The sequence below is a fragment of the Sulfurimonas sp. RIFOXYD2_FULL_34_21 genome (assembly GCF_001830805.1).
In the GTDB taxonomy this organism is placed as follows: domain Bacteria; phylum Campylobacterota; class Campylobacteria; order Campylobacterales; family Sulfurimonadaceae; genus Sulfurimonas.
In genome coordinates this window covers 102,637-124,127 of record NZ_MICH01000015.1, presented here as the reverse complement: position 1 = coordinate 124,127, position 21,491 = coordinate 102,637, and the positions used below count along the sequence as shown (strand labels likewise).

General features: G+C 34.0%; 28 protein-coding genes. 9 read left to right on the top strand and 19 right to left on the bottom strand.

Annotated elements, in window-relative coordinates:
- Positions 1–3: 3 nt before the first annotated feature.
- Positions 4–573, top strand: a complete 570-nt coding sequence (locus A2530_RS10665; protein ID WP_294885394.1) for an adenylate kinase — start codon at positions 4–6, stop codon at positions 571–573.
- 18 nt (positions 574–591) lie between these two features.
- Here the strand turns inward: A2530_RS10665 and adk are convergent, their stop codons facing one another.
- On the bottom strand, positions 592–1,239 hold the full coding sequence (gene adk, locus A2530_RS10660; RefSeq protein ID WP_294885395.1) for an adenylate kinase: 648 nt from the start codon (positions 1,237–1,239) through the stop codon (positions 592–594).
- A gap of 301 nt (positions 1,240–1,540) precedes the next feature.
- Positions 1,541–1,828, bottom strand: a complete 288-nt coding sequence (locus A2530_RS10655) for a hypothetical protein (protein WP_294885396.1) — start codon at positions 1,826–1,828, stop codon at positions 1,541–1,543.
- Between the two features lie 96 nt (positions 1,829–1,924).
- Here A2530_RS10655 and A2530_RS10650 point away from each other — a divergent pair, with 96 nt between their 5' ends.
- Both A2530_RS10650 and A2530_RS10645 read left to right on the top strand, forming a co-directional pair.
- Positions 1,925–2,656 (top strand): molybdopterin-binding protein, encoded by a 732-nt coding sequence (locus A2530_RS10650; RefSeq protein ID WP_294885397.1) that lies wholly within the window; start codon positions 1,925–1,927, stop codon positions 2,654–2,656.
- A gap of 184 nt (positions 2,657–2,840) precedes the next feature.
- Positions 2,841–3,512 (top strand): DUF6166 domain-containing protein, encoded by a 672-nt coding sequence (locus tag A2530_RS10645; RefSeq protein ID WP_294885398.1) that lies wholly within the window; start codon positions 2,841–2,843, stop codon positions 3,510–3,512.
- Positions 3,513–3,528: 16 nt separating this feature from the next.
- On the opposite strand, the gene A2530_RS10640 is transcribed toward A2530_RS10645, so the two are convergent.
- Positions 3,529–4,032: an ankyrin repeat domain-containing protein gene (locus tag A2530_RS10640; RefSeq protein WP_294885399.1), complete on the bottom strand. Its 504-nt coding sequence runs from the start codon at positions 4,030–4,032 to the stop codon at positions 3,529–3,531.
- 110 nt (positions 4,033–4,142) lie between these two features.
- Between A2530_RS10640 and A2530_RS10635 the strand changes: the two genes are divergently transcribed.
- Positions 4,143–5,339 (top strand): tetrahydrodipicolinate N-succinyltransferase N-terminal domain-containing protein, encoded by a 1,197-nt coding sequence (locus A2530_RS10635; protein WP_294885400.1) that lies wholly within the window; start codon positions 4,143–4,145, stop codon positions 5,337–5,339.
- Positions 5,340–5,450: 111 nt separating this feature from the next.
- Entirely contained in the window at positions 5,451–5,756 is a 306-nt protein-coding gene (locus tag A2530_RS10630) for a flagellar basal body protein (protein ID WP_294885401.1), read from the top strand.
- 9 nt (positions 5,757–5,765) lie between these two features.
- On the opposite strand, the gene A2530_RS10625 is transcribed toward A2530_RS10630, so the two are convergent.
- From A2530_RS10625 to A2530_RS10575, 11 genes are all read right to left on the bottom strand, one after another.
- Positions 5,766–7,142 (bottom strand): SH3 domain-containing C40 family peptidase, encoded by a 1,377-nt coding sequence (locus A2530_RS10625; protein ID WP_294885402.1) that lies wholly within the window; start codon positions 7,140–7,142, stop codon positions 5,766–5,768.
- Between the two features lie 11 nt (positions 7,143–7,153).
- Entirely contained in the window at positions 7,154–7,813 is a 660-nt protein-coding gene (locus tag A2530_RS10620; RefSeq protein ID WP_294885403.1) for a LexA family transcriptional regulator, read from the bottom strand.
- Between the two features lie 214 nt (positions 7,814–8,027).
- The gene (locus A2530_RS10615; protein ID WP_294885404.1) at positions 8,028–8,180 is read right to left on the bottom strand and encodes a hypothetical protein; all 153 of its coding nucleotides are present in this window, start codon (positions 8,178–8,180) and stop codon (positions 8,028–8,030) included.
- Positions 8,177–8,650, bottom strand: a complete 474-nt coding sequence (locus A2530_RS10610) for a tRNA (cytidine(34)-2'-O)-methyltransferase (protein ID WP_294885405.1) — start codon at positions 8,648–8,650, stop codon at positions 8,177–8,179. The genes A2530_RS10615 and A2530_RS10610 overlap by 4 nt, the downstream gene beginning before the upstream one ends.
- 102 nt (positions 8,651–8,752) lie before the next feature.
- A complete protein-coding gene (gene purU, locus A2530_RS10605) occupies positions 8,753–9,589 on the bottom strand; it encodes a formyltetrahydrofolate deformylase (protein ID WP_294885406.1) in 837 nt (278 codons plus the stop codon).
- Positions 9,586–9,939, bottom strand: a complete 354-nt coding sequence (locus A2530_RS10600) for a hypothetical protein (RefSeq protein ID WP_294885407.1) — start codon at positions 9,937–9,939, stop codon at positions 9,586–9,588. Before A2530_RS10600 ends, purU begins: the two co-directional genes overlap by 4 nt.
- Positions 9,930–10,178 (bottom strand): tetratricopeptide repeat protein, encoded by a 249-nt coding sequence (locus tag A2530_RS10595; RefSeq protein WP_294885408.1) that lies wholly within the window; start codon positions 10,176–10,178, stop codon positions 9,930–9,932. Before A2530_RS10595 ends, A2530_RS10600 begins: the two co-directional genes overlap by 10 nt.
- The gene (gene leuB, locus A2530_RS10590; RefSeq protein ID WP_294885409.1) at positions 10,175–11,242 is read right to left on the bottom strand and encodes a 3-isopropylmalate dehydrogenase; all 1,068 of its coding nucleotides are present in this window, start codon (positions 11,240–11,242) and stop codon (positions 10,175–10,177) included. Before leuB ends, A2530_RS10595 begins: the two co-directional genes overlap by 4 nt.
- Positions 11,242–11,745: a 3-isopropylmalate dehydratase small subunit gene (locus A2530_RS10585; RefSeq protein WP_294885410.1), complete on the bottom strand. Its 504-nt coding sequence runs from the start codon at positions 11,743–11,745 to the stop codon at positions 11,242–11,244. The genes leuB and A2530_RS10585 overlap by 1 nt, the downstream gene beginning before the upstream one ends.
- A gap of 145 nt (positions 11,746–11,890) precedes the next feature.
- On the bottom strand, positions 11,891–12,679 hold the full coding sequence (gene flgG / locus A2530_RS10580) for a flagellar basal-body rod protein FlgG (protein ID WP_294885411.1): 789 nt from the start codon (positions 12,677–12,679) through the stop codon (positions 11,891–11,893).
- 6 nt (positions 12,680–12,685) lie between these two features.
- Positions 12,686–13,507: a flagellar hook-basal body protein gene (locus A2530_RS10575; RefSeq protein ID WP_294885412.1), complete on the bottom strand. Its 822-nt coding sequence runs from the start codon at positions 13,505–13,507 to the stop codon at positions 12,686–12,688.
- Between the two features lie 121 nt (positions 13,508–13,628).
- On the opposite strand from A2530_RS10575, the gene rpoD reads away from it, so the two are divergent.
- Both rpoD and A2530_RS10565 read left to right on the top strand, forming a co-directional pair.
- Positions 13,629–15,512 (top strand): RNA polymerase sigma factor RpoD, encoded by a 1,884-nt coding sequence (gene rpoD / locus A2530_RS10570; protein WP_294885413.1) that lies wholly within the window; start codon positions 13,629–13,631, stop codon positions 15,510–15,512.
- An 8-nt stretch (positions 15,513–15,520) separates the two neighbouring features.
- Positions 15,521–16,204 carry a hypothetical protein gene (locus tag A2530_RS10565; RefSeq protein ID WP_294885414.1) on the top strand — a complete coding sequence of 228 codons (684 nt, stop codon included), beginning with the start codon at positions 15,521–15,523 and terminating at the stop codon, positions 16,202–16,204.
- A gap of 3 nt (positions 16,205–16,207) precedes the next feature.
- Here A2530_RS10565 and A2530_RS10560 read toward each other — a convergent pair whose 3' ends face one another.
- From A2530_RS10560 to hemL, 3 genes are all read right to left on the bottom strand, one after another.
- Positions 16,208–16,615 carry a hypothetical protein gene (locus tag A2530_RS10560; RefSeq protein WP_294885415.1) on the bottom strand — a complete coding sequence of 136 codons (408 nt, stop codon included), beginning with the start codon at positions 16,613–16,615 and terminating at the stop codon, positions 16,208–16,210.
- An 82-nt stretch (positions 16,616–16,697) separates the two neighbouring features.
- On the bottom strand, positions 16,698–17,021 hold the full coding sequence (locus tag A2530_RS10555; protein WP_294885416.1) for an AtpZ/AtpI family protein: 324 nt from the start codon (positions 17,019–17,021) through the stop codon (positions 16,698–16,700).
- Positions 17,014–18,306: a glutamate-1-semialdehyde 2,1-aminomutase gene (hemL, locus tag A2530_RS10550; protein ID WP_294885417.1), complete on the bottom strand. Its 1,293-nt coding sequence runs from the start codon at positions 18,304–18,306 to the stop codon at positions 17,014–17,016. The genes A2530_RS10555 and hemL overlap by 8 nt, the downstream gene beginning before the upstream one ends.
- A gap of 95 nt (positions 18,307–18,401) precedes the next feature.
- Here hemL and A2530_RS10545 point away from each other — a divergent pair, with 95 nt between their 5' ends.
- Positions 18,402–19,289, top strand: coding sequence for an energy transducer TonB (locus A2530_RS10545; protein WP_294885418.1), 888 nt, complete (start codon positions 18,402–18,404; stop codon positions 19,287–19,289).
- Positions 19,290–19,301: 12 nt separating this feature from the next.
- On the opposite strand, the gene A2530_RS10540 is transcribed toward A2530_RS10545, so the two are convergent.
- Both A2530_RS10540 and A2530_RS10535 read right to left on the bottom strand, forming a co-directional pair.
- Entirely contained in the window at positions 19,302–20,234 is a 933-nt protein-coding gene (locus A2530_RS10540; RefSeq protein ID WP_294885419.1) for an aldolase/citrate lyase family protein, read from the bottom strand.
- Positions 20,224–20,565 (bottom strand): cytochrome c, encoded by a 342-nt coding sequence (locus A2530_RS10535; RefSeq protein ID WP_363114104.1) that lies wholly within the window; start codon positions 20,563–20,565, stop codon positions 20,224–20,226. Before A2530_RS10535 ends, A2530_RS10540 begins: the two co-directional genes overlap by 11 nt.
- A gap of 68 nt (positions 20,566–20,633) precedes the next feature.
- Between A2530_RS10535 and folD the strand changes: the two genes are divergently transcribed.
- The gene (folD, locus tag A2530_RS10530) at positions 20,634–21,488 is read left to right on the top strand and encodes a bifunctional methylenetetrahydrofolate dehydrogenase/methenyltetrahydrofolate cyclohydrolase FolD (protein ID WP_294885421.1); all 855 of its coding nucleotides are present in this window, start codon (positions 20,634–20,636) and stop codon (positions 21,486–21,488) included.
- Positions 21,489–21,491: the final 3 nt, after the last annotated feature.

Below are 21,491 nucleotides of genomic sequence, written 5' to 3'. Positions count from 1 at the left end.
CATATGAAAAAACTTTTTCTAATTATCGGAGCACCCGGCTCCGGTAAAACAACAGACGCAGAATTAATAGCAAAACAAAACAGTGCGATAACGCACTACTCTACAGGTGACATGTTACGAGCAGAAGTTGCAAGCGGCAGCCGACTCGGACTTGAAATAAACAACTACATCTCAAAAGGTCTTATCGTTCCTATCAAGATAGCCATAGAAACAATAGTAAATGCCATCAAAAATGCTCCGACAGACATTATCATCATTGACGGTTATCCCAGAAGTATGGAACAGCTAAATGCACTTGATGAGTATCTACATGTAGATTTATCTATAGAACTTGTAAGCGTTATAGAAGTTCAAGTTAGCGAAGAAACCGCAAAAGATAGAGTTTTTGGACGTTCAAGAGGCGAAGATGACAAAGTGGAAGTTTTTAATAACCGTATGAAAGTCTATACTGAGCCGTTAACGGATATACAAGCTTTTTATAGCAGTAGAAATCTCTTACATGTAATAAACGGCGAGAGAACTATAGAAGAGATAGTTCACGAGATGGGAAGTTTCGTTAAGTCTAAAATATAATTGAACCTTTTGGTTCAATTATCCTAGTTTTGAAACGATAGCTGCTTCTACATCAGCTATATCTGCCGTGCCGTCAACAGTTATGTAAGTTAGAGTATCAAGTTTAGCAGCTTGATTTTTATAGTAACCTATAAGTGGGCTTGTAAGTTCATGATAAACTTTAAGGCGGTCTAGCACTACGCTCTCTTTATCATCGTCACGTTGAACTAACTCTTCGCCTGTTATATCGTCTTTGCCTTCTACTTTTGGCGGATTATAAACTACATGGTAAGTTCGTCCGCTTGCCAGATGCGCACGGCGACCTGACATACGTTTTACTATCTCACTATCCGGCACATCTATTTCTATAACCGCATCGATATTTATACCCGCATTTGTAACCGCATCTGCTTGAGCAAGAGTACGCGGAAAACCGTCCAACAGGTAGCCATTTTTACAATCATCTTCGGCGATTCTGTCTTTTACAAGTCCTATAATAATTTCATCAGTTACAAGCTGACCTGCATCCATGGCAGCCTTAGCCATTTTGCCCATCTCCGTACCTGCTTTAATAGCTGCTCTTAACATATCTCCGGTAGAGATTTGAGGAATGTTATATTTCTTTGTCAAAAATTGAGCCTGAGTACCTTTTCCTGCACCCGGAGCTCCCAATAATATTATTCTCATACTTATCCTATCTATTTTTGTTAATGCTATTATATATAAACGAAGTTAAAATTACCTATAACAATTAACTCTTTTACGATATCATAAATCTAATTTTTTATATGGAGTAATCATGAAAAGAAATTTTCTTATAACATCTGTTTTAACTGTTATGTTGTTTATCAGTGGGTGCTCTGCTACTTGGAGCGGAGTAAAGAAAGATTCGAGTGACGCTTGGGAAGCGACTAAAAGAACTGTTAATGAGATAACTGGCGATTAATTGTATTTTGCTACATGTTAAAATTTAACATGTAGTATTTTATTAATCTTCTTCAAATCCGAAATCGTCTTCTTCGCTTCCGTTTTGAGCTTCTAAAATATCATCGATTAGTTCTTTACACTCATCTTCCTCGATATCTCCGCTTTTTATATCTTCTAAAACATCCTGTAAGTCAGCCTTAAATTCGCGAAGCTCTTCTATTTCTTCCTTTGCATCTTCGCTTGCTTCTTTATTATCTGCAATCTCTTCAAAAATTTCATCTAATCTTTCATCAATATCAGGAATAACCGTTTTTATAATTAACTCTTCTAGCTGTTGTGCATAAGACATAAAAATACCTTTTTTAATTTAATTTTAGAATTATACTCTATATAAGAGTATTCTAACAATCTCTAAACTATAATTTATAAAAAACAAAAGAGAAATATGCATTTTTACGCTTGTATTATCGGTAGTGAAATATTAAACGGGCGAAGAGCTGATAAGCACTTTGAGTTTTTAAAAGAAGAATTATCAAAATACGGGCATGAACTTTTTGCTTCTTTTATTATAAAAGATGATAAAAATTTAATAAAAAATACATACAAACTTATAAAGAGCGACAAAAACAGTGTTATGTTTTCTTTTGGCGGCATCGGTGCTACTCCTGATGATTTGACAAGAGCAATAGCCGCAGATGTTTTTACGGCAAAACCATTACAGCGACATAAAAAATTTGAACAAGACATTATAGATAGATTTGGAGAAGATGCTTACCCTCACAGAATTCACATGTCGGATTTGCCCGAAAATTCAGAACTTTTGTTCAATCCCGTAAACAACATGTCAGGATTTTCTTTGAAAAACAGATACTTTTTTACTCCTGGATTTCCCCAGATGTCTCATCCTATGATCAGTTCAGTAATTAAAAATCTATTTAACAAATCTCTTAAAAAATACAGACTCACTCTACTGGCAAAAACAAGTGAAAATACGCTTATAAATATAATGAAAAAAATTCCAAAAGATATAGAGTTCTCCTCTTTGCCTATTATAAATGAGGGTAATGTTTCAGTAGAGATATCTCTTTGTGCAACTGAAAAAGAGTATGTAGAAAAATACTTTGGTCTTTTTACAAACTTTTTACATGAGTCAAATATAAACTATAATTTAATTTAATTGTAAGATTGCCGATTTTTAAAATAAGTAAAAGTCAAGGAATGGCATCATGTTAATTTGGTTATTGGTATTATTATTGCTGAGCGTGTTTATATATGTTGTTTATCGATTTGTCTTTTTTAGTAAAAGAGATGAGAAAGATGAAATAAACCATCACTATACATTTAAAATTTAAGAGGTAAGAATGGCTGTTATTAGAAATAATCATGTTTTTAAAGGACATAGAACACTTCTGGGAACTAGGTATGTAACTTATGGTGAGTTAGAGTTGCCTACTAGATATGAATTGTTTAATATGTCAAAAAATGGTTTTGACTGGGGACATTCAGGTCCCGGTGCCAGACAACTTGCTTTTTCAATGCTTTATCAGTTAAGCAATGAAGAAATTGCCAAAGATTGTGCCTCTTTATTTACAACTGATGTTGTCTCTAAATTTAATAACAGAGACTGGATAATATCAGCTTCTGATATAGTAAAATGGATATCTCAAAACAGTAAGTACGAGGAGCTTCAAGTAGTTAAAAAAATTGAAGTAAAGGAAATTGAAGAGGAAGTTCAAGAGCCAAAAGAGGATGTTCAAGATATTCAAGATATACTAGTTTTAAAGAGTCAAAAACTCAAAAAATCAAAACCAAAAACAAATGTTGTCAAAGAGATATGTGACGAACTTAAAATAACTCAAAAACAACTTTCAGCCATATTGGAAATTCCAGAGGGTACGGTAAGCAGTTGGGCTGTAAAAAATGAGATTCCGCGACTTGGAAAAAAGGCTATAGAATTTTATATTCAAAGTCAAAAAAATCAACAGATCATAGAGAGTTATAAAAGCTTTGTAAATTTACTAAACGTACCTTAAAGAAAAGAAAAAATATTTACCTAGCATAATTTATATTTTTTGGCGCTTTTTCATCATAATCAAGAAGCGTTAAAATACTCTTTTTATTTGTCTTTCTTGCAAAGTCTATTACACTAATTCCTTTTGAATCAACTGCATTTTTATTGGCGCCATGCTCGATAAGAAGTTTTGCTATTTCAACTCTGCCATAACATGCAGCCGCCATTAAAGGAGTAAATTTACTTCTTCTTTGTGTAAAGTTTACATCTATGCCTTTTGATATCAAATATTTAACCATCTCAATATTATCGTACGTTATTGCCATGTCAAATATACTAACACCCTCTTCATCAAAGTCATAAATATCAGCACCGCTATCTATAAGCAACATAACTAAATCAAAATCACACCTTTGTCTTAGTGAAAATGCTAAAACAGACTCACCGTTTTCACTTGCATCATTTAAGTTTGCACCATCTTTTATATATTTTTTTACGCCCAAAAAGTCATTGTTTTTTAAAAGTTCTATCCATTTATTCATAATCGTAGTATATTACAATTGGGCATTAATAATCTTTAAAAATTATTAAGGGTTATTAGAGGCACTCTTATGTACAATAAGGCATAATAAATAATTACAAGCGAGAACCCATGGAAATCATTCAAACCACAGATGCTTTTAAAGCACTAGTCCAAAACATTAAGTCTTCTACAAAAGGTTACAAAGACCCTTTGGCGTTTGGTATATGCAGGGTAGATTTAGGGCAGTTAAATCTAGGAAAAACTCTTCAAGCCACTTATCCTTTAATAAACTGGCATGAAAATTTCGGAAGTGCTGCTATTTTTATCAGAGCATTAACTGAACAAGGTATTGATATAGATTTTAATGAAAGCGAAGTTGTCTGCAATATTAATAGTGCCTTTTTAAAAAGCTGCCTAAATGCTTTTACTCCGTACTCGGATGAGGCATATGGCGATGCACACAAAAACATTCAAGTTGTTTCTGCACTATATAACCAAATCATGAACAGCGGCTCTTTGGAGGGCGAATTTAAAGTAACGTTTATTTTTGCTGATGAGCCACTAAAAAGTGTAGAAGCAACGTATTTAAAACTTTATGCTATCTCCGGAGCAAAAGTTGCGTTAAGAAGTATTAACTTAAACGGTGCGTTTGGTGCTCTGCCAAATGTCGCATGGTCAAACGGTCAGCCTATTGAGCTTGATTACTTAAGAGAATTTGAAATAGAGTTAAAACTCTCAAATGAGTACCCTCATATAGACTTTGTAGATAAATTCCCAAGATTCTTGCAGCATATTATCCCTGCGGACAACACCAGAATTTTAGATGCTTCAAAAGTTAGATTCGGTGCTCAACTTGCAGCAGGAACTACGGTAATGCCGGGTGCATCTTATATCAACTTTAATGCAGGTACGACCGGTCCCGTTATGGTTGAGGGTCGTATTTCTAGTTCTGCTATTGTCGGAGCAGGAAGTGATGTAGGAGGCGGTGCTTCTATTTTAGGCGTACTTAGCGGAACAGACGGAAATCCTATTACAATAGGCAAAAACACTCTTTTAGGCGCAAACTCTACATGTGGTATTCCTTTGGGAGACGGATGTATTATTGATGGAGGACTTGCGATTTTTGCGGGAACAAAAGTGCATATTAATGATGAGGAAATATCTGAGATACAAGATGTAAATCCAAATACTAATTTATCAAACATCATGAAAGCATCAGAACTTGCCGGTCTTAATGGGCTTCATTTCAGACAAAATTCTATGACTGGACAATATGTAGTGCAAAGAAGCACAAGAGAGATTAAACTAAACGCAGACCTTCACTAAAAAAAATTGATAACTTCTTCATTTAGAGTGAAGTTATCAAAAAATTACTGCCAATAAATAAACATATTTTTAGCTTCTAAGTAGTACAATTGAAAGACAAAGGAGTTTAATATGAATTTATCTAATAATGTTTCGTCAATACAAGCTCACCAAAATATGATGGATGTAACTGCTAATAACATTGCAAATGTTAACACTGATGGTTTTGTCCCTACAAACAGCAGAGTTGTTAGTAGCGGCAGTTCACTTAAAGCTGACAATAGCAAAGCTGATGACAACGGTTCTAAAATAAGCCAAACTGATTTAACAAAAGAGATTCCAAATCAGATTATTGCTCAGGAAGCAACAGCAGTTAATGTTACTGCAATAAAAACTCAAGATGAGATGCTCGGCTCACTTCTAGACATAAAGGCATAGTAAAAATTTTTACTGTGTCAAAATATTCATACTTTGAAGGTTTCTAAGCATCTCTGAATCTTCATCATAATCTTTTTGTTCTCTTCCTAACTTTAATGAACTAAAAATCGGCTTTCCGATTACTATTCTGCCTTCAATACCGTCTTTTTTAGTTTTGATTCCCCAAGTGTTGTGAAATACGACTATTTCATCATTATAAATTCCGACGTAAAGAACTATATGCCCTTTTTTGTAAAGAAGTGTTTGAAATGCAACTGCTTTTTCTTTTATAATTTTTATCTTCTCATCATTATTTAAATTTTTTAAACTTATAACTTTTCCGACTTTGCTTTGCTGATATGAGTTTCTAGGAAGCCAAATTCCAAACGGTGCAAACATATCTTTAAGCATCGAGGAGCAATCTCTTTGTTCATAAATTCCACCCCAACCGTAATTTGTTTTTGAAACTTCATTAATAATTGTTTCCAGATTGTTTGTATTTAGCTTCATTATATCTTTAGTAGCTATATTTTTAGAAATCTTAGATTTTAAAAAAAGCGGCTTTGAATCTTTATATGAAGATACACTTAAAACCGTGTATGTCTCTTTATCTTCTGATATAAGTGCAAACATCATTCCGACTTTTGATTTAAATAAAAAGTCTCCATCAAACGAATAGATAGGCTCATTATCTTTAATGATAAAAACCTGCTCTGCTTTTTGCCATGCATCTACATGTTGTTTTTCTAAAATTGCAAATTCATTGCTTTTTACCCAGCCTGACGCAAAACTGCTAAATACATAAGCCCACTCTTTGTCTTTTGAATAATGTGATACAAAAATGGGCTTGTTCGCGTGTATCGTGCTATTTTGAAGATAATCAAAAGGAAATCCTTCTCCTGCTATCGAAGGGTCTTTTAACAGCGGTTTAATAGTAGGAAAAGCTCTTATACTGCTCTCTTTTAAAACGACGGCTTTTACATTTATAGTTGCATAAGCTTCAAAATTTGCATTATTTAAGATTGCATCAAAAAAAGACTGTTCTAAAGGTTGTAAATTTTCCCCATAACTTTTATCGGCGCAAAATGAGGAAAAAGGCCATTTTATGGAGTTTAGTTCTTCTGTTGGTTTATCAATGTTCCATATAGTAAAATAGTGCTCTTCATATTTTTTTTGAATATCATAAATTGAGACATTATTATCAAAATTTTTTAAAAAGTAGTTTACATTTTGCGGAATATTTAGAAGGTCGTATATTTTTACACTACTAGAAGTTCTATTTGATATAAACTCTTCACATGTAACATTATTATCATCATTGGTTTTAATAAAAATATCTTTCTTAATACTACTTGAAGAACAACCGAAAAATAGAACTGCCGACAAAATTATAAAAATATATCTCAAAGTAAAGCCTTTTAATCTACACTTCCAAATCTACTGACTACTCTTCCTATTACTTCTATATCTCTTGGATCTAGTGTCTGAGTGGAATAGACTTGATTATCGGATATTATATCTATTTTTCCGTCTATTCTTTTTTGAACTCTCTTTATAAAAAGTCCGGCTTCAGTTTTTATAGTAAATATACCGCCTCTTTGAAGATCAGTTTTGCTTCTGTTTATGAAAACTATATCATTGTAGCTAAAAGTAGGCTCCATTGAATCACCTGTTACATTTATAGCTTCAATATATTTTAACTCTCTCTCTCCTCCAAGCATTTGCACAAATTCATGTGGAATTTCCACACCTTGTTGTTCTTCTTCCTCAATATCTGCTCCGCCTCCTGCAGAAGCATTAATATTTCTAAAGTACTTAACTAAAAAAAATCTATTTGTTGCTTCAACCAGGCTCTCAGGCGATTGACCGTAAAGCATCCAGTTTATAGATATAGATTTTGTAGCGCAAAAATCCAAAAGCTCTCCAAATGGTATTTTATTTCTCTTTTTCATAGTTGCAAAATTCATTTGAGAGATACCTAAAATATCCGCAACATCTTTGTCAAATATTTTTTTACCGTTAAATTCGGTAGATACGATACTTTTAATCTCTTCAACAATTTCAAGAAAACTTTTCATAGTACTTCCTTCATCAAATAATAGAGATTATAATCTTTTTTTAAAATTTAGTCAAAATTTTTATGACAAAATGCAATATTTTTTATATTTTTTTGAAATTACGTGTAGTATTTGAAAAATTAGAAGGATTTAAAATGTCAATTATAGTAAAAAATGCACAAAGTCTGTTAGAAAGATTTGAAAGTTCTATAGAGAAATTAGCAGAGAGATTTCTTTAGATATCACTTTGTTTATCTTTTAACTTTTTTTCATCAGCCTCTCTCTGCGCTTCTCTTTGTGCTGATTTATTTTTATGGTAACCGCCGAAAATAAAAATCATAAATAGTATAAAAAGTATAAGCATTACGGAATTAATAACAGTACTCATATATTTTCCTTAAAAATTGCGTAGTTTTGTTTTATAGCCTCATATAGCACTATTCCGGTACTGATGGCAAGATTTAGACTTCTACCCTCTTTTGTCATAGGAATTGTTATATTTTGCTCTTTATATCTGTTTAAAATATCTTCGGGGATACCGGTCGTCTCGCTTCCGAAAAATATATAATCACCATCTTTAAACTTCGCATCAAAGTACGGTTTATCTGTTTTTGTCGTTGCAAAATAAGCATTATCGGTTATATTGTTATTTGCAAAAAAATCATCTAAACTCTCCCATACATGTAAATCAAGCTTATGCCAATAATCAAGCCCTGCCCGTCTTACCGCTTTTTCATCAATATCAAATGCAATCGGCTTTATTATATGCAAAGCAGCACCTGCATTAACGCAGAGACGCCCTATTGCACCTGTATTATTTGGAATTTGAGGATTTACGAGGACTAAATTAAAAGCCATTACAATGTCTCTCAAAAAATAATTTTTTTGTAGCTTTAGGGGGTTGCAGGGACGAAGAGTCCCTGCCGCTGAAATGGGCTTTGCTCATTTTAGTGCATATCATTAGAAGATAACAGTTTTATTTGCATATACAAATATTCTATCTTCAAGGGCTAGTTTTAAAGCTCTTGAGAGAACAACTTTTTCGACATCTTTACCCGAACGTTGCATATCTTTCCATCCATAAGCATGATCTACATGTATAACTTCTTGAGCGATAATAGGACCCTCATCAAGATTGTTATTTACAAAATGAGAAGTTGCGCCTATGATTTTGACGCCCCTGTCATAAGCTTGTTTATAAGGGTTTGCACCAATAAATGCAGGTAAAAATGAGTGATGAATATTTATGATTCTATTCTCATATACCTCTACAAATCTAGGAGTCAATATTCTCATATATTTTGCTAAAACAATATAGTCTATCTCCTCAAACTCTGCTAAACACTCAAGTACCTTGTTCTCATGTTCAACTCTATCCAAACCTACATGTGAAATTGCGATGAAAGGAATATTAAACTTGCCTACCAAAGATTCTAAATCACTATAGTTGGAGATAACAGCCAAAATATTTGCCTCAAGTTCTCCTGCTTCGTGACGAATCAATATATCGCCCAGAGCATGCATCTCTTTTGTAGCCATAATAATTATATTCTTATTTTTAGGTGCTATAACCTCTATATTAGCATTTGAAGGCAAAACATCACTTAAAAGTTCATAGAGTTTATTTAGTTCTATATTGCCATCAACAACGCTTCTCATGAAAAATTTATTATTTTCTTTATCCACGAACTCACTATTTGTTAGAATATTTAAATCATTTTTGTAAAAAACCGTAGATACTTTATGAACTAAACCTTTTTCATCATTTGCATCTATAAGTACTCTGTATTGACTCATTTTTGACTTCCTCTCTCTAACTCTTCTACTCTTGAATCAATAGTAACTAACACATACTCTAAAAAATTTAGTGTCATATCTACTTTTGCCTCTATATTTGTATTATTTGGTGCTTGAAATCCTTCAAAAAGTACAAGCAATCTTTCTCTCATGGATATTAAAAATAGCATCTCGTTACTAATTGCCGGCTCATCTTCAGGTGCAGATTTTACTTCAGATTTTACCTCAATACTTAACTCTTCTCTTATTTTTGGTTTAAAATTGTCTATTATTTTTGAGTTATTTATTATATTTGGCTTTATATCTTCCATCTCCGCCAAAGTCGAGAGAATTACATCTTTTAATTCCATAACTTTAGTAACCACCTTTCAAATTCATTAAACTCGACATCCTCTTGCATTTTTATAAAATACTCCTTCATCTGAGTATTTACGTTTAAAAATTTTTTTCTCATACCGGAGAGTCTTCGTATAGCAATTTTAGCATCGCTATTTGAAGGCTCTTTTTTGAGAATCTCTTTATAAATCTCTAAAGCTTCCTCTTTTAGACCTTGCAGCTCATAAATATTTGCTAGAGTTAATGTTTTCATTTTGCCGCATAGTTAGCAATAATTGAACCCATTTCACTTGTAGAACAAACCTCTTTAGCATCAAATTGTGCTAAGTCTTTTGTTCTATACCCTTCTTTAAGCGCTCTTTTGACCGCAGCATCTATTTTATCGGCAGCTGCATTTTCGCCAAGAGCATATCTAAGCATCATAGACGCCGATGAAATAGTAGCAATAGGATTTGCTATACCTTGTCCTGCTATATCAGGAGCAGAACCGTGAATAGGCTCGTAAACACCTATCTTTGCTCCTACTGAAGCCGACGGTAAAAGCCCTATTGAACCCGAAAGCATACTTGCTTCATCGCTTAGGATATCGCCAAAAATATTTCCCGTTAGCATTACATCAAATTGTCTAGGGTCGCGAATTAGTTGCATTGCCGCATTATCAACATACATGTGACTTAACTCAACTTCTGGATATTCGGTTGCAACTTCTGTTACCACGTCTCTCCAAAGCTGAGAAACATCAAGTACATTTGCTTTATCTATTGAGCAAACTCTCTTACTTCTTGTCATAGCAATTTTAAATGCTTGATGAGCTATTCTTACAATCTCCGCGCGGGTGTAAACCATAGTATTCCACCCTCTGTTTTCGTCACGCCCCTTTGGTTCGCCGAAATATATTCCGCCGATAAGTTCACGAACAACCATCAAATCAACACCCTTTACAACCTCAGGTTTTAGTGAAGATGCATTTATAAGCTCATCATATACAACTGCAGGACGAAGATTTGCATAAACTCCAAGCTCTTTACGAAATCTAAGAAGCCCGCTCTCAGGTCGTTTTTCACGAGGCAAATTATCCCACTTTGTTCCACCTATCGCACCAAAAAGTACGGCATCACTACTTAATGAGATATTAATTGTCTCTTGAGGAAGAGGATCACCGGTAATGTCATAAGCACAACCGCCCATTAAAGCCTCTACATACTCAAAATAAAAATCAAAACAAGATGCAACAGAGTCTAAAACTTTTACGGCTTCATCTATGATTTCCGGACCGATTCCATCACCTTTAATCAGTGCAATTTTATATCTTTTCATTATTTACCTTTAATTTCATTTTGTGCAAAATTCATAAGTCCGCCGGCATCTATAAGCTCTTGCATAAAAGCCGGAATCGGAATAAAATTATAAGTTTTACCGGAAGTTTTATTAGTTATAGTTCCGTTGTTCATATCAACGCTTATCTCATCACCTTCAGCAATCTCTGCACTCTCGCGAAGTTCAAATATAGGTAGTCCCATGTTAAATGCATTACGATAAAAAATCCTTGCAAACGTCGGAGCGATAACGGCAGCTACACCTGCGGCTTTAAGTGCTATAGGAGCATGCTCACGAGAACTTCCGCAACCGAAATTTTCACCAGCGACTATAATATCGCCTCTGCTCATTTTGTTTACAAATTCAGGGTCTGCATCTTCCATAACATGTTTTGCAAGTTCCTCCGGTACTGATGTGTTTAAATAACGAGCTGCTATAATCAAGTCCGTATCTATATCCTTACCGAATCTCCAAACTTTACCGTCAATATTTGCTTTTTGCATTTAAAATCCTAACTATATTTAAAATAATTTTTGCGATTATAGCCAAATTGTGATTGTAGTTTTATAAAAAGGAAGTATAAAAATATACAAAAATTCAAATTAATCTCTTGATATTAATTCGTATCAAGAGGCTAATAAAAAGTTATTATCTTTTTAGGTTATTTGTAGTTTGGAGCATTTCATCACTTGTAGTGATTACTTTTGAGTTAGAGTCATAGGCTCTCTGTCCCGTAATAAGGTCTGTAAGTTCAACAACGAGTTCAACATTGCTTAGTTCTACAAAACCTTGTCTTAACACTCCAAGACCATCAAGTCCCGGAGTACCTTCAACAGGCTGACCTGAACTGTCAGTCTCTATATATAAATTATCCCCCATTGAGTGAAGACCTGCGGGATTTATGAAGTTTGTAAGTGTTACTTGACCTACTTGTGTTGCTTGAGTTTGCCCAGGCTGAATAACAGTAACTGTTCCATCAGTACCAATACTTACATTAGTCGCATCAGGCGGTATTACAACCTCAGGAACCAATCTATAACCGTCGCTGTTTACTACGGTACCGTTTTCATCTATTTTAAAAGCACCGTTTCTTGAATAAACTTCGGTTCCATCAGGAAGTTCTAATTTAAAAAAACCTCTTCCTGTTATTGCTAAATCAAGTTGGTTATCAGTCTGCTTTAGACTCCCTTCCGAAAATATCTTATTTATAGCAGTAGGTCTTGAACCAAGCCCGACTTCTATACCCGTAGGACTCTTTGTCGAGTCACTTGTAGATGTACCTGCATACTCCATAACTTTGTACATTAAGTCTGCAAACTCTGCACGCGACTTTTTGAAACCTATCGTATTTACATTGGCAATATTATTTGCCGTAGTGTTTATTTGCGTCTGCATTCCCAACATTCCTGTTGAAGCAGTATAAAGTGATTGCATCATAATTTTTTATCCTTTTTTAGCAAGTTTTTCAATCGCATCACGATTCATATCATTCATCTGTGTATCCATAGCTTTTTGATACATTCCGACTAAACGGTTAGTCTCTATCATCTGTGTCATCATCTTAACGGCATTTACATTGCTCTTTTCAACAAATCCCTGCACTACTGCACCGCTTTGCTCTATACTCTCAAATTCTTGTTCTCCGTCATATCTAAAAAGATTATTACCCTCTTTTTTCAAAAGAGCCATATTATCAGGCTGTGCAACAAAAATTTTAGAAGCTGCATTAAGCTTAGCACTGTTTGGAATATTTGTGGACATCTGTCCGTTTTTATCTACATGTACAATATTGTTATCTTGAGTTAGAGTTATCGGCTGCTTGGTTATAAAATAGTCACTCGGCAAAACTTCATAACCGCTTTTTGTAATTAGTTTACCTTCATCATCTTTTGTAAAAGAGCCTTCTCTGGTAAGTCTAATTCCTTGCGGGGTTTTAACTAAAAAGAAAAGTCCCTCTCTTGAGAGAGCCAAATCAAGTGAATTGTCTGTTTTTTGCATATCTCCCACGGAATAATCCGTATAAGAGTCAACTATTTGAGGAGCTTTATTCATGGTTCTGTTTAAAAACTGTGCCGCTTCTTTTGTATGATTTCCATTTGGAAGTTCATCTCTGGCTTCTTTGTACAAACGCATAAAATCACCTACAACAAGATTATCCTCTTTAAAACCTGCAGTATTTACGTTCGCAAGATTGTTCGCAATAGTGTCAAGACGGTTAAATTGAGTAACCATTCCGGCCGCTGAACTATAATATCCACTCTGCATAAATTGCCTTTATCCAAATATTTTAAACTCTAAAGCAAAGTGTGTTCCAACATGACAAGAAGGAAATGTTAAGAGTGTTTGGGTATAATCCACCTTTGAAAAATCTTATAAAACCAACAAGGTGTATCTAAATATGACAGCTAAAGACCTTAATAAAGCTATCGAAGCATTCTTTACAAATCAAAAACCTAAAGAGTGTTTAACATATGAGTCATTAATAGAACTTTTTGACAAACAGCCGACTTCCGCACAAGCAACCAATATTTTTAAACTTATTCAAAAGAACAAAGCTTGTATATACACATCTTCTGAGCATGCAAAACTTCTAAATGATAAAGAAGCAGAAGCTAGAAAAAACGCTCAAAGAAAGATGATAGAAAACAATGAAACTGATAACTTTGACATATTAAAAGAGCATGAACTGCTAGAGTGGTCTCGCTCTGATTCTCCTGTTCGTATGTATCTTAGAGAAATGGGACAGATTCCTCTTTTAACAAAAGAAGAAGAGATTGAGATTAGTAAAAAAATTGAAAACGGAGAGAGCATAATTATAGATGCGATATGTTCCGTTCCGTATCTAATTGATTTTATTTTAGACTACAAAGAGCCTCTTATAAACCGTGAAAGAAGAGTTAAAGAGCTGTTTAAAAGCTTTGAAGACGAAAAAGATGACAGTGACGATTCTGATATTAACGATGATGAGGATAATGACGATAATGAAGATATCGAGGTAGAAAAAACACTTACGGCTAAAGATAAAAGCAGAGTCGAAAAAGTTACCGTAAGCTTTAAAGACTTAGAAAAAGCAAAAAAAGAGTGGGTAAAACTAGCAGAAAAAATGCCTGAAAATCTAGAAGGTGAACTAACTCTTGATATTGTTCAATATTTTTTAGCGGTTACTTATAAAAAAGGTGTTTTAAAAGAAAAATTATTAGATCTTGGACCGACTTCAAAACTAATAAATGAGCTTGTAAAAGCTATGGAAACTGCGCTTAAGAGTGATGAAGGTTACGATAAAGAGCTAAAGCGATTAGAGTATAAACTTCCGCTATTTAATGCAACTCTAAAAGCAAACCATAAAATCTTGGTTGATAAAATCTGCGATTTAACAAAAGAAGATATCTCAAGTATGGTTCCTGAAGCTACCATGGTTAGTACATATATGGAGATAAAGAAACTTGTTCAAACAAAAGAGGCGTCAAAAAATAGCTTTGATATGGAACCTGAGAAGTTAGCAGATATTTTAGAGCAGATTAAACGCGGTAAAAATATTTCCGAGATATCTAAAACTAAAATGGCAAAATCAAATCTACGACTTGTCGTATCTATCGCAAAAAGATATACAAACCGTGGATTGCCGTTTCTTGATTTGATTCAAGAGGGCAATATCGGTCTTATGAAGGCAGTTGATAAATTTGAGTATCAAAAAGGATATAAGTTTTCAACTTACGCTACATGGTGGATTCGTCAGGCAATATCGCGTGCTATTGCAGATCAAGCAAGAACGATTCGTATCCCGATTCACATGATTGAGACTATAAACCGCATAAATAAAATTATGCGTAAACACCTACAGGAACACGGTAGAGAGCCTGATGTTGAGATTATTGCACAAGAGGTAGGATTATCTGTTGAAAAAGTTAAAAATGTAATAAAAATCACAAAAGAGCCGATAAGTCTTGAAGCTCCTATAGGCAGTGAGGATGATGGTCGTTTCGGCGATTTTATTGAAGATAAAACTTCTCTATCTCCATCTGATTCAATTTTAAAAGATGACTTGAGAGTTCAGATTGAGAACGTTTTAGAACAGTTAAATGAGAGAGAAAAAGCAGTTATAAAGCTTAGATTTGGAATCATGGATGATGAGAGCGATAGAACACTTGAGGAGATAGGCAAAGAGTTAAACGTTACTCGCGAAAGGGTACGTCAAATAGAGTCAAGTGCAATCAAGAAACTAAAACATCCTAAAGTAGGACGAAAACTTAAAAATTACATAGAAGAGTAGCCAAAAATATGACCTTTGAGCAACAATGGATAGAGTATGATTACAACCCGTTTGTGCTGTTTAATTCAAACGGAAAAATTATATCGTTAAACTCAGAAGCACAATTTTTGCTTGGTGCAATTACTGCCGAGGAACTGTTTAATTTTGCTACGACTTATGCAAATGTATCTTTTGGGTTTAAAACTACATTTGTAGAGTTGGATTTTGGGCGCTACAAATTTTTTGCTATTACCGTAGGATATGAGAATGATGAAGAGATAGGAATAAAACTATATCAAATACCATCTTTTAAGCTTAATAAACCAAAGCTTGAAGGAGAACTGACAAATATCTATACGCTTGTTGATTTATGTATCTCTACTTATTCAATAAACTCGGATATTATATTTCTTAAAGATTTTGACCCTACTATTCCTGAAATCATTATAGATTCAAATAATTTTATAAAAATATTAAACAAAATATACTCTTGCTATGAAAATAACGAAAAAATTTTAACAAAAATATTTTATAGAGTCGGTGAACATATAAAATTTGAAGATAAAAAATATAGCATTTTCTCTGTTGAAGTAAGTTCTAAAAACATCAATGAAGATAAGATTAATGAGTTAAAAGTATTAGCGGCAAATACAAGTTTTTACATGGACTTTCAAAAAAAAGTAATTATAAATATACCTATGATTACCTCTTAAATCTTATTTAAACAAATCTTTAGAGACGCTATAGCCTATTATTATACCGACAAGCAGAGATGGAAGATATACGGAGATATCTAAAACTTCATTATTTTTAAGTGCTATAAAACCTAACACCAAAAAAAGATAAGGGAGCAGTCTAAAAAGTGAGAACCCTGCCCTAGATCCTTTTTTGATATCTTTTATATTTAATATTTTTATCTTTTGTTTTTCTTCTTTAACTATCGCTTTTAAATCGAGTTCATCTACATGTACTTCATTTATTGGTGCCTCATCATACAGTTCATACGGGTCTTCTATTTCATCAAGAAAATCTCTCTTTTCATTGATATTTTCAATATCCGTTTGCGTATTTACCATTTTTTTATAAGCATAAGCAGAGCCGAGAATAATAAAAAAACTGCTCAAGTACGCAACTTGAAAATTTATAAAAAATGTATAAGATATTATACTGCTGGCTAAAATTAAAAACTCAGTAGCAACAAAAATTTTAATGGTTTTTTGCACCATAATCCTCTTCATCATCTTCATCTTGAAGCTGTTTTTTTATAGCATAACGAGGTTCTTGCGCTAGTTTTTCAAACTCTTTATACTGTCTAGAGTATGCTTTGTAAACATTTAATATCGCCGCTGCGATACCTATAAAAACACCAATCCATAAAGTCCAAGTAATACCTGTAAAGTTTTTTAATAAAATTCCTATTCCGACACCCATAAGAACTGCTACTACAATAGATATTCCCAGTGATAGATGGTCGGCTGCTTCAATTATAGGTTTGATTCTAGGAGCTTTTTGTTCCTCTTGCTCAGACATTAGATATTGCCTTAAAAACTTTTGCACTTGCTTTAATCGTATCTTCAATCATCTCATCCGTAATTGCTGTTGAAATAAAACCAGTCTCATAAAGTGAACATGCAAAGTAAAATCCCTCTTTTAACATCATAGAGTGAAATGCGGCAAAAAGCTCGGCATCTGATTTACATGCATCGGCAAAGTTTTTAACGGGATTTTCATTAAAGAAGAAACCAAACATACTCCCTCTTGTATCAATCTGCATTTTAATCCCGCAATTTTCAGCCTCTTTTTTCATGCCATCTACTAATCTTTTTGCTCTCTCATTTAAGACAGACATAACTTTTGAGTTATTTTTTAGTTTTGATATTGCCGCGAGTCCTGCCGCCATAGCAACCGGATTTCCACTTAGTGTGCCGGCTTGATATACAGGTCCCTCAGGCGAGAGTTTTGCCATAATCTCTGCTCTTGCTCCAAAAGCGCCTACAGGCATTCCTCCGCCTATAACTTTTCCAAGAGTAACGATATCCGGTTTTACGCCTGTTATAGATTCTGCGCCATGCAGAGTTGCTCTAAAACCGCTCATTACTTCATCAAAAATAAGCAAGGTCCCGTTTTCATCACATAGCTTTCTTAGTTCATGTAAAAACTCTTTATCTGCGGGAACAAGTCCCATATTTCCTGCAATAGGCTCTATAATTACACATGCAATATCTTTTGAGTCATTAAAACACTTCTTTACACTTTCTATATTGTTATACTCTGCTAAAAGAGTATGTTTTGTAAAATCAGCAGGAACACCAGGTGAACTTGGATTCCCAAATGTAGCCGCACCGCTTCCCGCTTGAACTAAAAGTGAGTCACTATGCCCATGATAACAACCCGTAAATTTTACAATATCATCACGTCCGGTAAAGCCACGAGCCAAACGAATAGCGCTCATAACAGCTTCTGTTCCGCTGCTTACAAATCTAATCTTGTCAATTGAGTCAAACATTGAAATAACAAGAGTAGCTAAATCACTCTCCGCTTGTGTCGGAGCACCAAAACTCAAACCATGTTTTACAGCTTCTATTACGGCATTTTCTATCGATTCATCTCTATGTCCAAAAATAAGCGGACCCCAACTTTGTACATAGTCCACATATCTATTTCCGTCAATATCAATTAAATATGCACCATTGCCTTCTGCTATAAATAGAGGCGTTCCGCCTACACTACTAAATGCTCTTACCGGAGAATTTACTCCGCCGGGAATTAGTTTTTGCGCTTGTTTGAAAGCCTTTAGTGAATTATCTATACTCATTGAATGACCTTATAATTTTTATTGGTATTATACCTAATAACTATTAATCTATATTAGTTATAATTGCCCGAAAATTTTTACGTAAACGGAACAGATTGAATCGCTCATTTTTTGCCCTATTTTTAGCACTTTTAATACATTTATTGTTTCTGCTTCTGTTTTTACTTCTTGGAACTATTACAAGAGATACTAAAGAGCCTCAAAAACCAAAAGAAAACAGAATCAAAGTCTCGCTTAAAGAGATGCCAAAGAAAATTGACTCAGACGACGTGGATAAAAAAATCATTGAAAAACCTGAGGAGATAGCTCCTCCTATGCCAAAAGGAAATCAGCTAAAGCGAATAGTGGAATCTATACAAAAACCGCCCATTAAGTATGAGCCAAAGAAAATTGAACAACAACATGTCAAAAAACCGCCGATAAACCTTGAAAAAAGTGAAGAACCTATAAAAAAGATGGAACCTACTATTCCAAAAATAGAACCGCTTCCTCCCATAAAACCATATATTGAACTAAAGCCGAAAGAGGATAAAAGCAAGTACAACTCACTAGAGTGGCTCTCTGAAGATAAATCTTCACAAGAAGTTAAAACGCAAAAGAGCAAATCGACAAGCAAGAGCAATATTAACAATTCAAATCTGCAAGAGCTTTACGGAGACGAGTTTGGAAAACTAACCCCAGGTCAGCAAAAATACCTAATCGACAATCAAGAGATTATGAGAAGAATAACACAAGAGGTTTTAAACAGGGTTGCACAAGTAAACCTTACTGCGGATATTAATGTAAACAAAACAAACGTTGTAGAGTTTTATCTTCATCCAAACGGAGATATGACTGATTTTAAATTTTTAAAAAACAGCGGATATTACATACTTGACCAAACAACCAAAGAGACTATTGAATTTGCATACAGCAGATACCCTAGACCGAATGAAAAAATATTGGTAAGGTATAACGTTTTTTATAATTTAGCAAGATATTAGAGTAAATTCATACTACATGTACCTATTTAGAAGTGCCATAGCCCCTTTATAGATAGGTTCATCTATAAATCCGTATTCATCATCTTTAAAACCGGTAATACCCTGTTCTTTATGTTTTTCAAAGAGTTTTATTATATTTTTTGCCCTGATAATTTGCTTTTCTTCATCTATAAAAATTCCATTTGCAAGTTCTACTTGAGCAGGAGAGATGCACCCTTTTGCATCAAATCCCATCTCCTTTTCCAAAGATATCCATTTTTCAAACTCTTGCAGATTTTTAAACTCTTGATATACGAAAGAGACTGGTTTGATACCGATTGTTTTACATGTAACTAAAAAATGAGAGAGCATGTAAAGCATTGTCGAATTTTCTCTGCTAATCAAGTTTTGAGGGAGCTTCATATCTGCAAAAAGGTCTAAAATACCGAGATAAAAAACAGTGACTTTTTTATCTGTTCTAAGCTCTGATAAGTTTTGCCAAGCCTCTTTTGTCTCAATTGAGAGATGAAGTTCTATCCCTTCGTTTAAAAGTTCACAAACTGATTCTACCTCTTTTTTATTTTTTATTTTTGGAACTCGCACGGCATCTGGCATAAATTTATTAAGATAAGCTATCTCTTCATATCCGCCTTCATCAAGTGCATTTACTCTAACAACCAGTTTCTTTTCGCATTTTTTGTGATGAGATAAAAATATAGCACATAAAAGAAGTGCAAATGGCTTATCTTCTTTGCTAACACCATCTTCAAGATTTAAAATAATACAATGTGCTTCAAGAGACTCTATTTTTGTCAAATGGTGCAGATTATTACATGAGAGCATTAAGACAGAACGAAAGTTAGACTTTTTGTTTAAATTTCTGTGCGATGGAGATGCAAATTCATTAAGTGCGGCTAAATCTCTATTTTCATAAGCATCTTTAATTTCGGATAAATTATTTATCATCCTCGGAACCCTCTTTCTTTTTCTCTTGCAGATAAAAGTAGAGTGCTTGAATCTCTTTTCTTGTTAAAAAATACCTCGGCATACCGTTTCTTCTAACATTAAGTGCCGTGTAAAATCTATCAAAATCAATACTGTTTATACTAGGGGCAACAAAACTTTTGTTTTCATTTTTATGTATATAATTGGCAACTATTTTACCCTCTCCGTAATCTCCATGACACTTTTGACAACCTATCCCTCTAGGGTTTTTGTAAAGCGATGAAGCATACTCCATAGGAGTAATAAAAGTAGTGTCTCCAAATAGAAAAAACGGCATAAAAAATAACAACATAACTCTCATTAAACGACCTTTTAATATATAACGCTATAATAACAAAAAAATAATAGTATGAGGTTTAAATGCAACTTCTTGACGGTAAAGCACTCTCGGCAAAAATAGAAACAAATGTAGCTAACGAAGTAAAAATTTTAAAAGGCAAAACAGGTTCAGTTCCAGGGTTAGCAGTAATCTTAGTAGGACAAGATCCGGCAAGTGCGGCTTATGTAAATATGAAGAAAAAAGCGTGTGATAGAGTAGGATTTTACTCTGTAACGCATGAAATGCCGCAAGATATCTCTCAAGAAGCAATTGAAAATACGATTAAAATGATGAATAATAACCCAAATATCGACGGTATATTGATTCAACTGCCTCTTCCACCGCAGATAGATACTACAAAAATACTTGAGCTTGTAGATCCCGGCAAAGATGTTGACGGTTTTCATCCATACAATGTAGGAAGATTAACGACCGGACTTGATGGTTTTGTTCCATGTACTCCGCTTGGCGTAATGGAGCTTTTAAATGAGTACAACATAGACGTCAAAGGCAAAAACTGTGTAGTCATAGGTGCTTCAAATATTGTCGGAAAACCGATGGCTGCTCTGCTTTTAAACGCTAATGCAACTGTTGAAATATGCCATATTTTTACGGATGATTTGAAAAAGCACACTCTTAATGCGGATATTCTTTTAGTAGGTGTAGGCGTTATAAACCTTATAAAAGAGGACATGGTTAAGGATGGTGTTATAATTATCGATATCGGTATTAACCGCGCCAATAACGGCAGACTAGTAGGAGATGTTGATTTTGAAAATGTAGCTAAAAAATGCTCATACATAACCCCTGTTCCCGGCGGTGTAGGACCTATGACTATTGCTATGCTTCTAAGCAACACTCTAAAGGCTACAAAATCTCATACAGGCGAAAAGTAATAT

Coding starts and splice junctions, on each gene's coding strand:
- A2530_RS10665 (WP_294885394.1), top strand. CDS start 4: ATGAAAAAACTTTTTCTAATTATCGGAGCACCCGGCTCCGGTAAAACA.
- adk (WP_294885395.1), bottom strand. CDS start 1,239: ATGAGAATAATATTATTGGGAGCTCCGGGTGCAGGAAAAGGTACTCAG.
- A2530_RS10655 (WP_294885396.1), bottom strand. CDS start 1,828: ATGTCTTATGCACAACAGCTAGAAGAGTTAATTATAAAAACGGTTATT.
- A2530_RS10650 (WP_294885397.1), top strand. CDS start 1,925: ATGCATTTTTACGCTTGTATTATCGGTAGTGAAATATTAAACGGGCGA.
- A2530_RS10645 (WP_294885398.1), top strand. CDS start 2,841: ATGGCTGTTATTAGAAATAATCATGTTTTTAAAGGACATAGAACACTT.
- A2530_RS10640 (WP_294885399.1), bottom strand. CDS start 4,032: ATGAATAAATGGATAGAACTTTTAAAAAACAATGACTTTTTGGGCGTA.
- A2530_RS10635 (WP_294885400.1), top strand. CDS start 4,143: ATGGAAATCATTCAAACCACAGATGCTTTTAAAGCACTAGTCCAAAAC.
- A2530_RS10630 (WP_294885401.1), top strand. CDS start 5,451: ATGAATTTATCTAATAATGTTTCGTCAATACAAGCTCACCAAAATATG.
- A2530_RS10620 (WP_294885403.1), bottom strand. CDS start 7,813: ATGAAAAGTTTTCTTGAAATTGTTGAAGAGATTAAAAGTATCGTATCT.
- A2530_RS10615 (WP_294885404.1), bottom strand. CDS start 8,180: ATGAGTACTGTTATTAATTCCGTAATGCTTATACTTTTTATACTATTT.
- A2530_RS10610 (WP_294885405.1), bottom strand. CDS start 8,650: ATGGCTTTTAATTTAGTCCTCGTAAATCCTCAAATTCCAAATAATACA.
- purU (WP_294885406.1), bottom strand. CDS start 9,589: ATGAGTCAATACAGAGTACTTATAGATGCAAATGATGAAAAAGGTTTA.
- A2530_RS10600 (WP_294885407.1), bottom strand. CDS start 9,939: ATGGAATTAAAAGATGTAATTCTCTCGACTTTGGCGGAGATGGAAGAT.
- A2530_RS10595 (WP_294885408.1), bottom strand. CDS start 10,178: ATGAAAACATTAACTCTAGCAAATATTTATGAGCTGCAAGGTCTAAAA.
- leuB (WP_294885409.1), bottom strand. CDS start 11,242: ATGAAAAGATATAAAATTGCACTGATTAAAGGTGATGGAATCGGTCCG.
- A2530_RS10585 (WP_294885410.1), bottom strand. CDS start 11,745: ATGCAAAAAGCAAATATTGACGGTAAAGTTTGGAGATTCGGTAAGGAT.
- flgG (WP_294885411.1), bottom strand. CDS start 12,679: ATGATGCAATCACTTTATACTGCTTCAACAGGAATGTTGGGAATGCAG.
- A2530_RS10575 (WP_294885412.1), bottom strand. CDS start 13,507: ATGCAGAGTGGATATTATAGTTCAGCGGCCGGAATGGTTACTCAATTT.
- A2530_RS10565 (WP_294885414.1), top strand. CDS start 15,521: ATGACCTTTGAGCAACAATGGATAGAGTATGATTACAACCCGTTTGTG.
- A2530_RS10555 (WP_294885416.1), bottom strand. CDS start 17,021: ATGTCTGAGCAAGAGGAACAAAAAGCTCCTAGAATCAAACCTATAATT.
- hemL (WP_294885417.1), bottom strand. CDS start 18,306: ATGAGTATAGATAATTCACTAAAGGCTTTCAAACAAGCGCAAAAACTA.
- A2530_RS10540 (WP_294885419.1), bottom strand. CDS start 20,234: ATGATAAATAATTTATCCGAAATTAAAGATGCTTATGAAAATAGAGAT.
- A2530_RS10535 (WP_363114104.1), bottom strand. CDS start 20,565: ATGTTGTTATTTTTTATGCCGTTTTTTCTATTTGGAGACACTACTTTT.
- folD (WP_294885421.1), top strand. CDS start 20,634: ATGCAACTTCTTGACGGTAAAGCACTCTCGGCAAAAATAGAAACAAAT.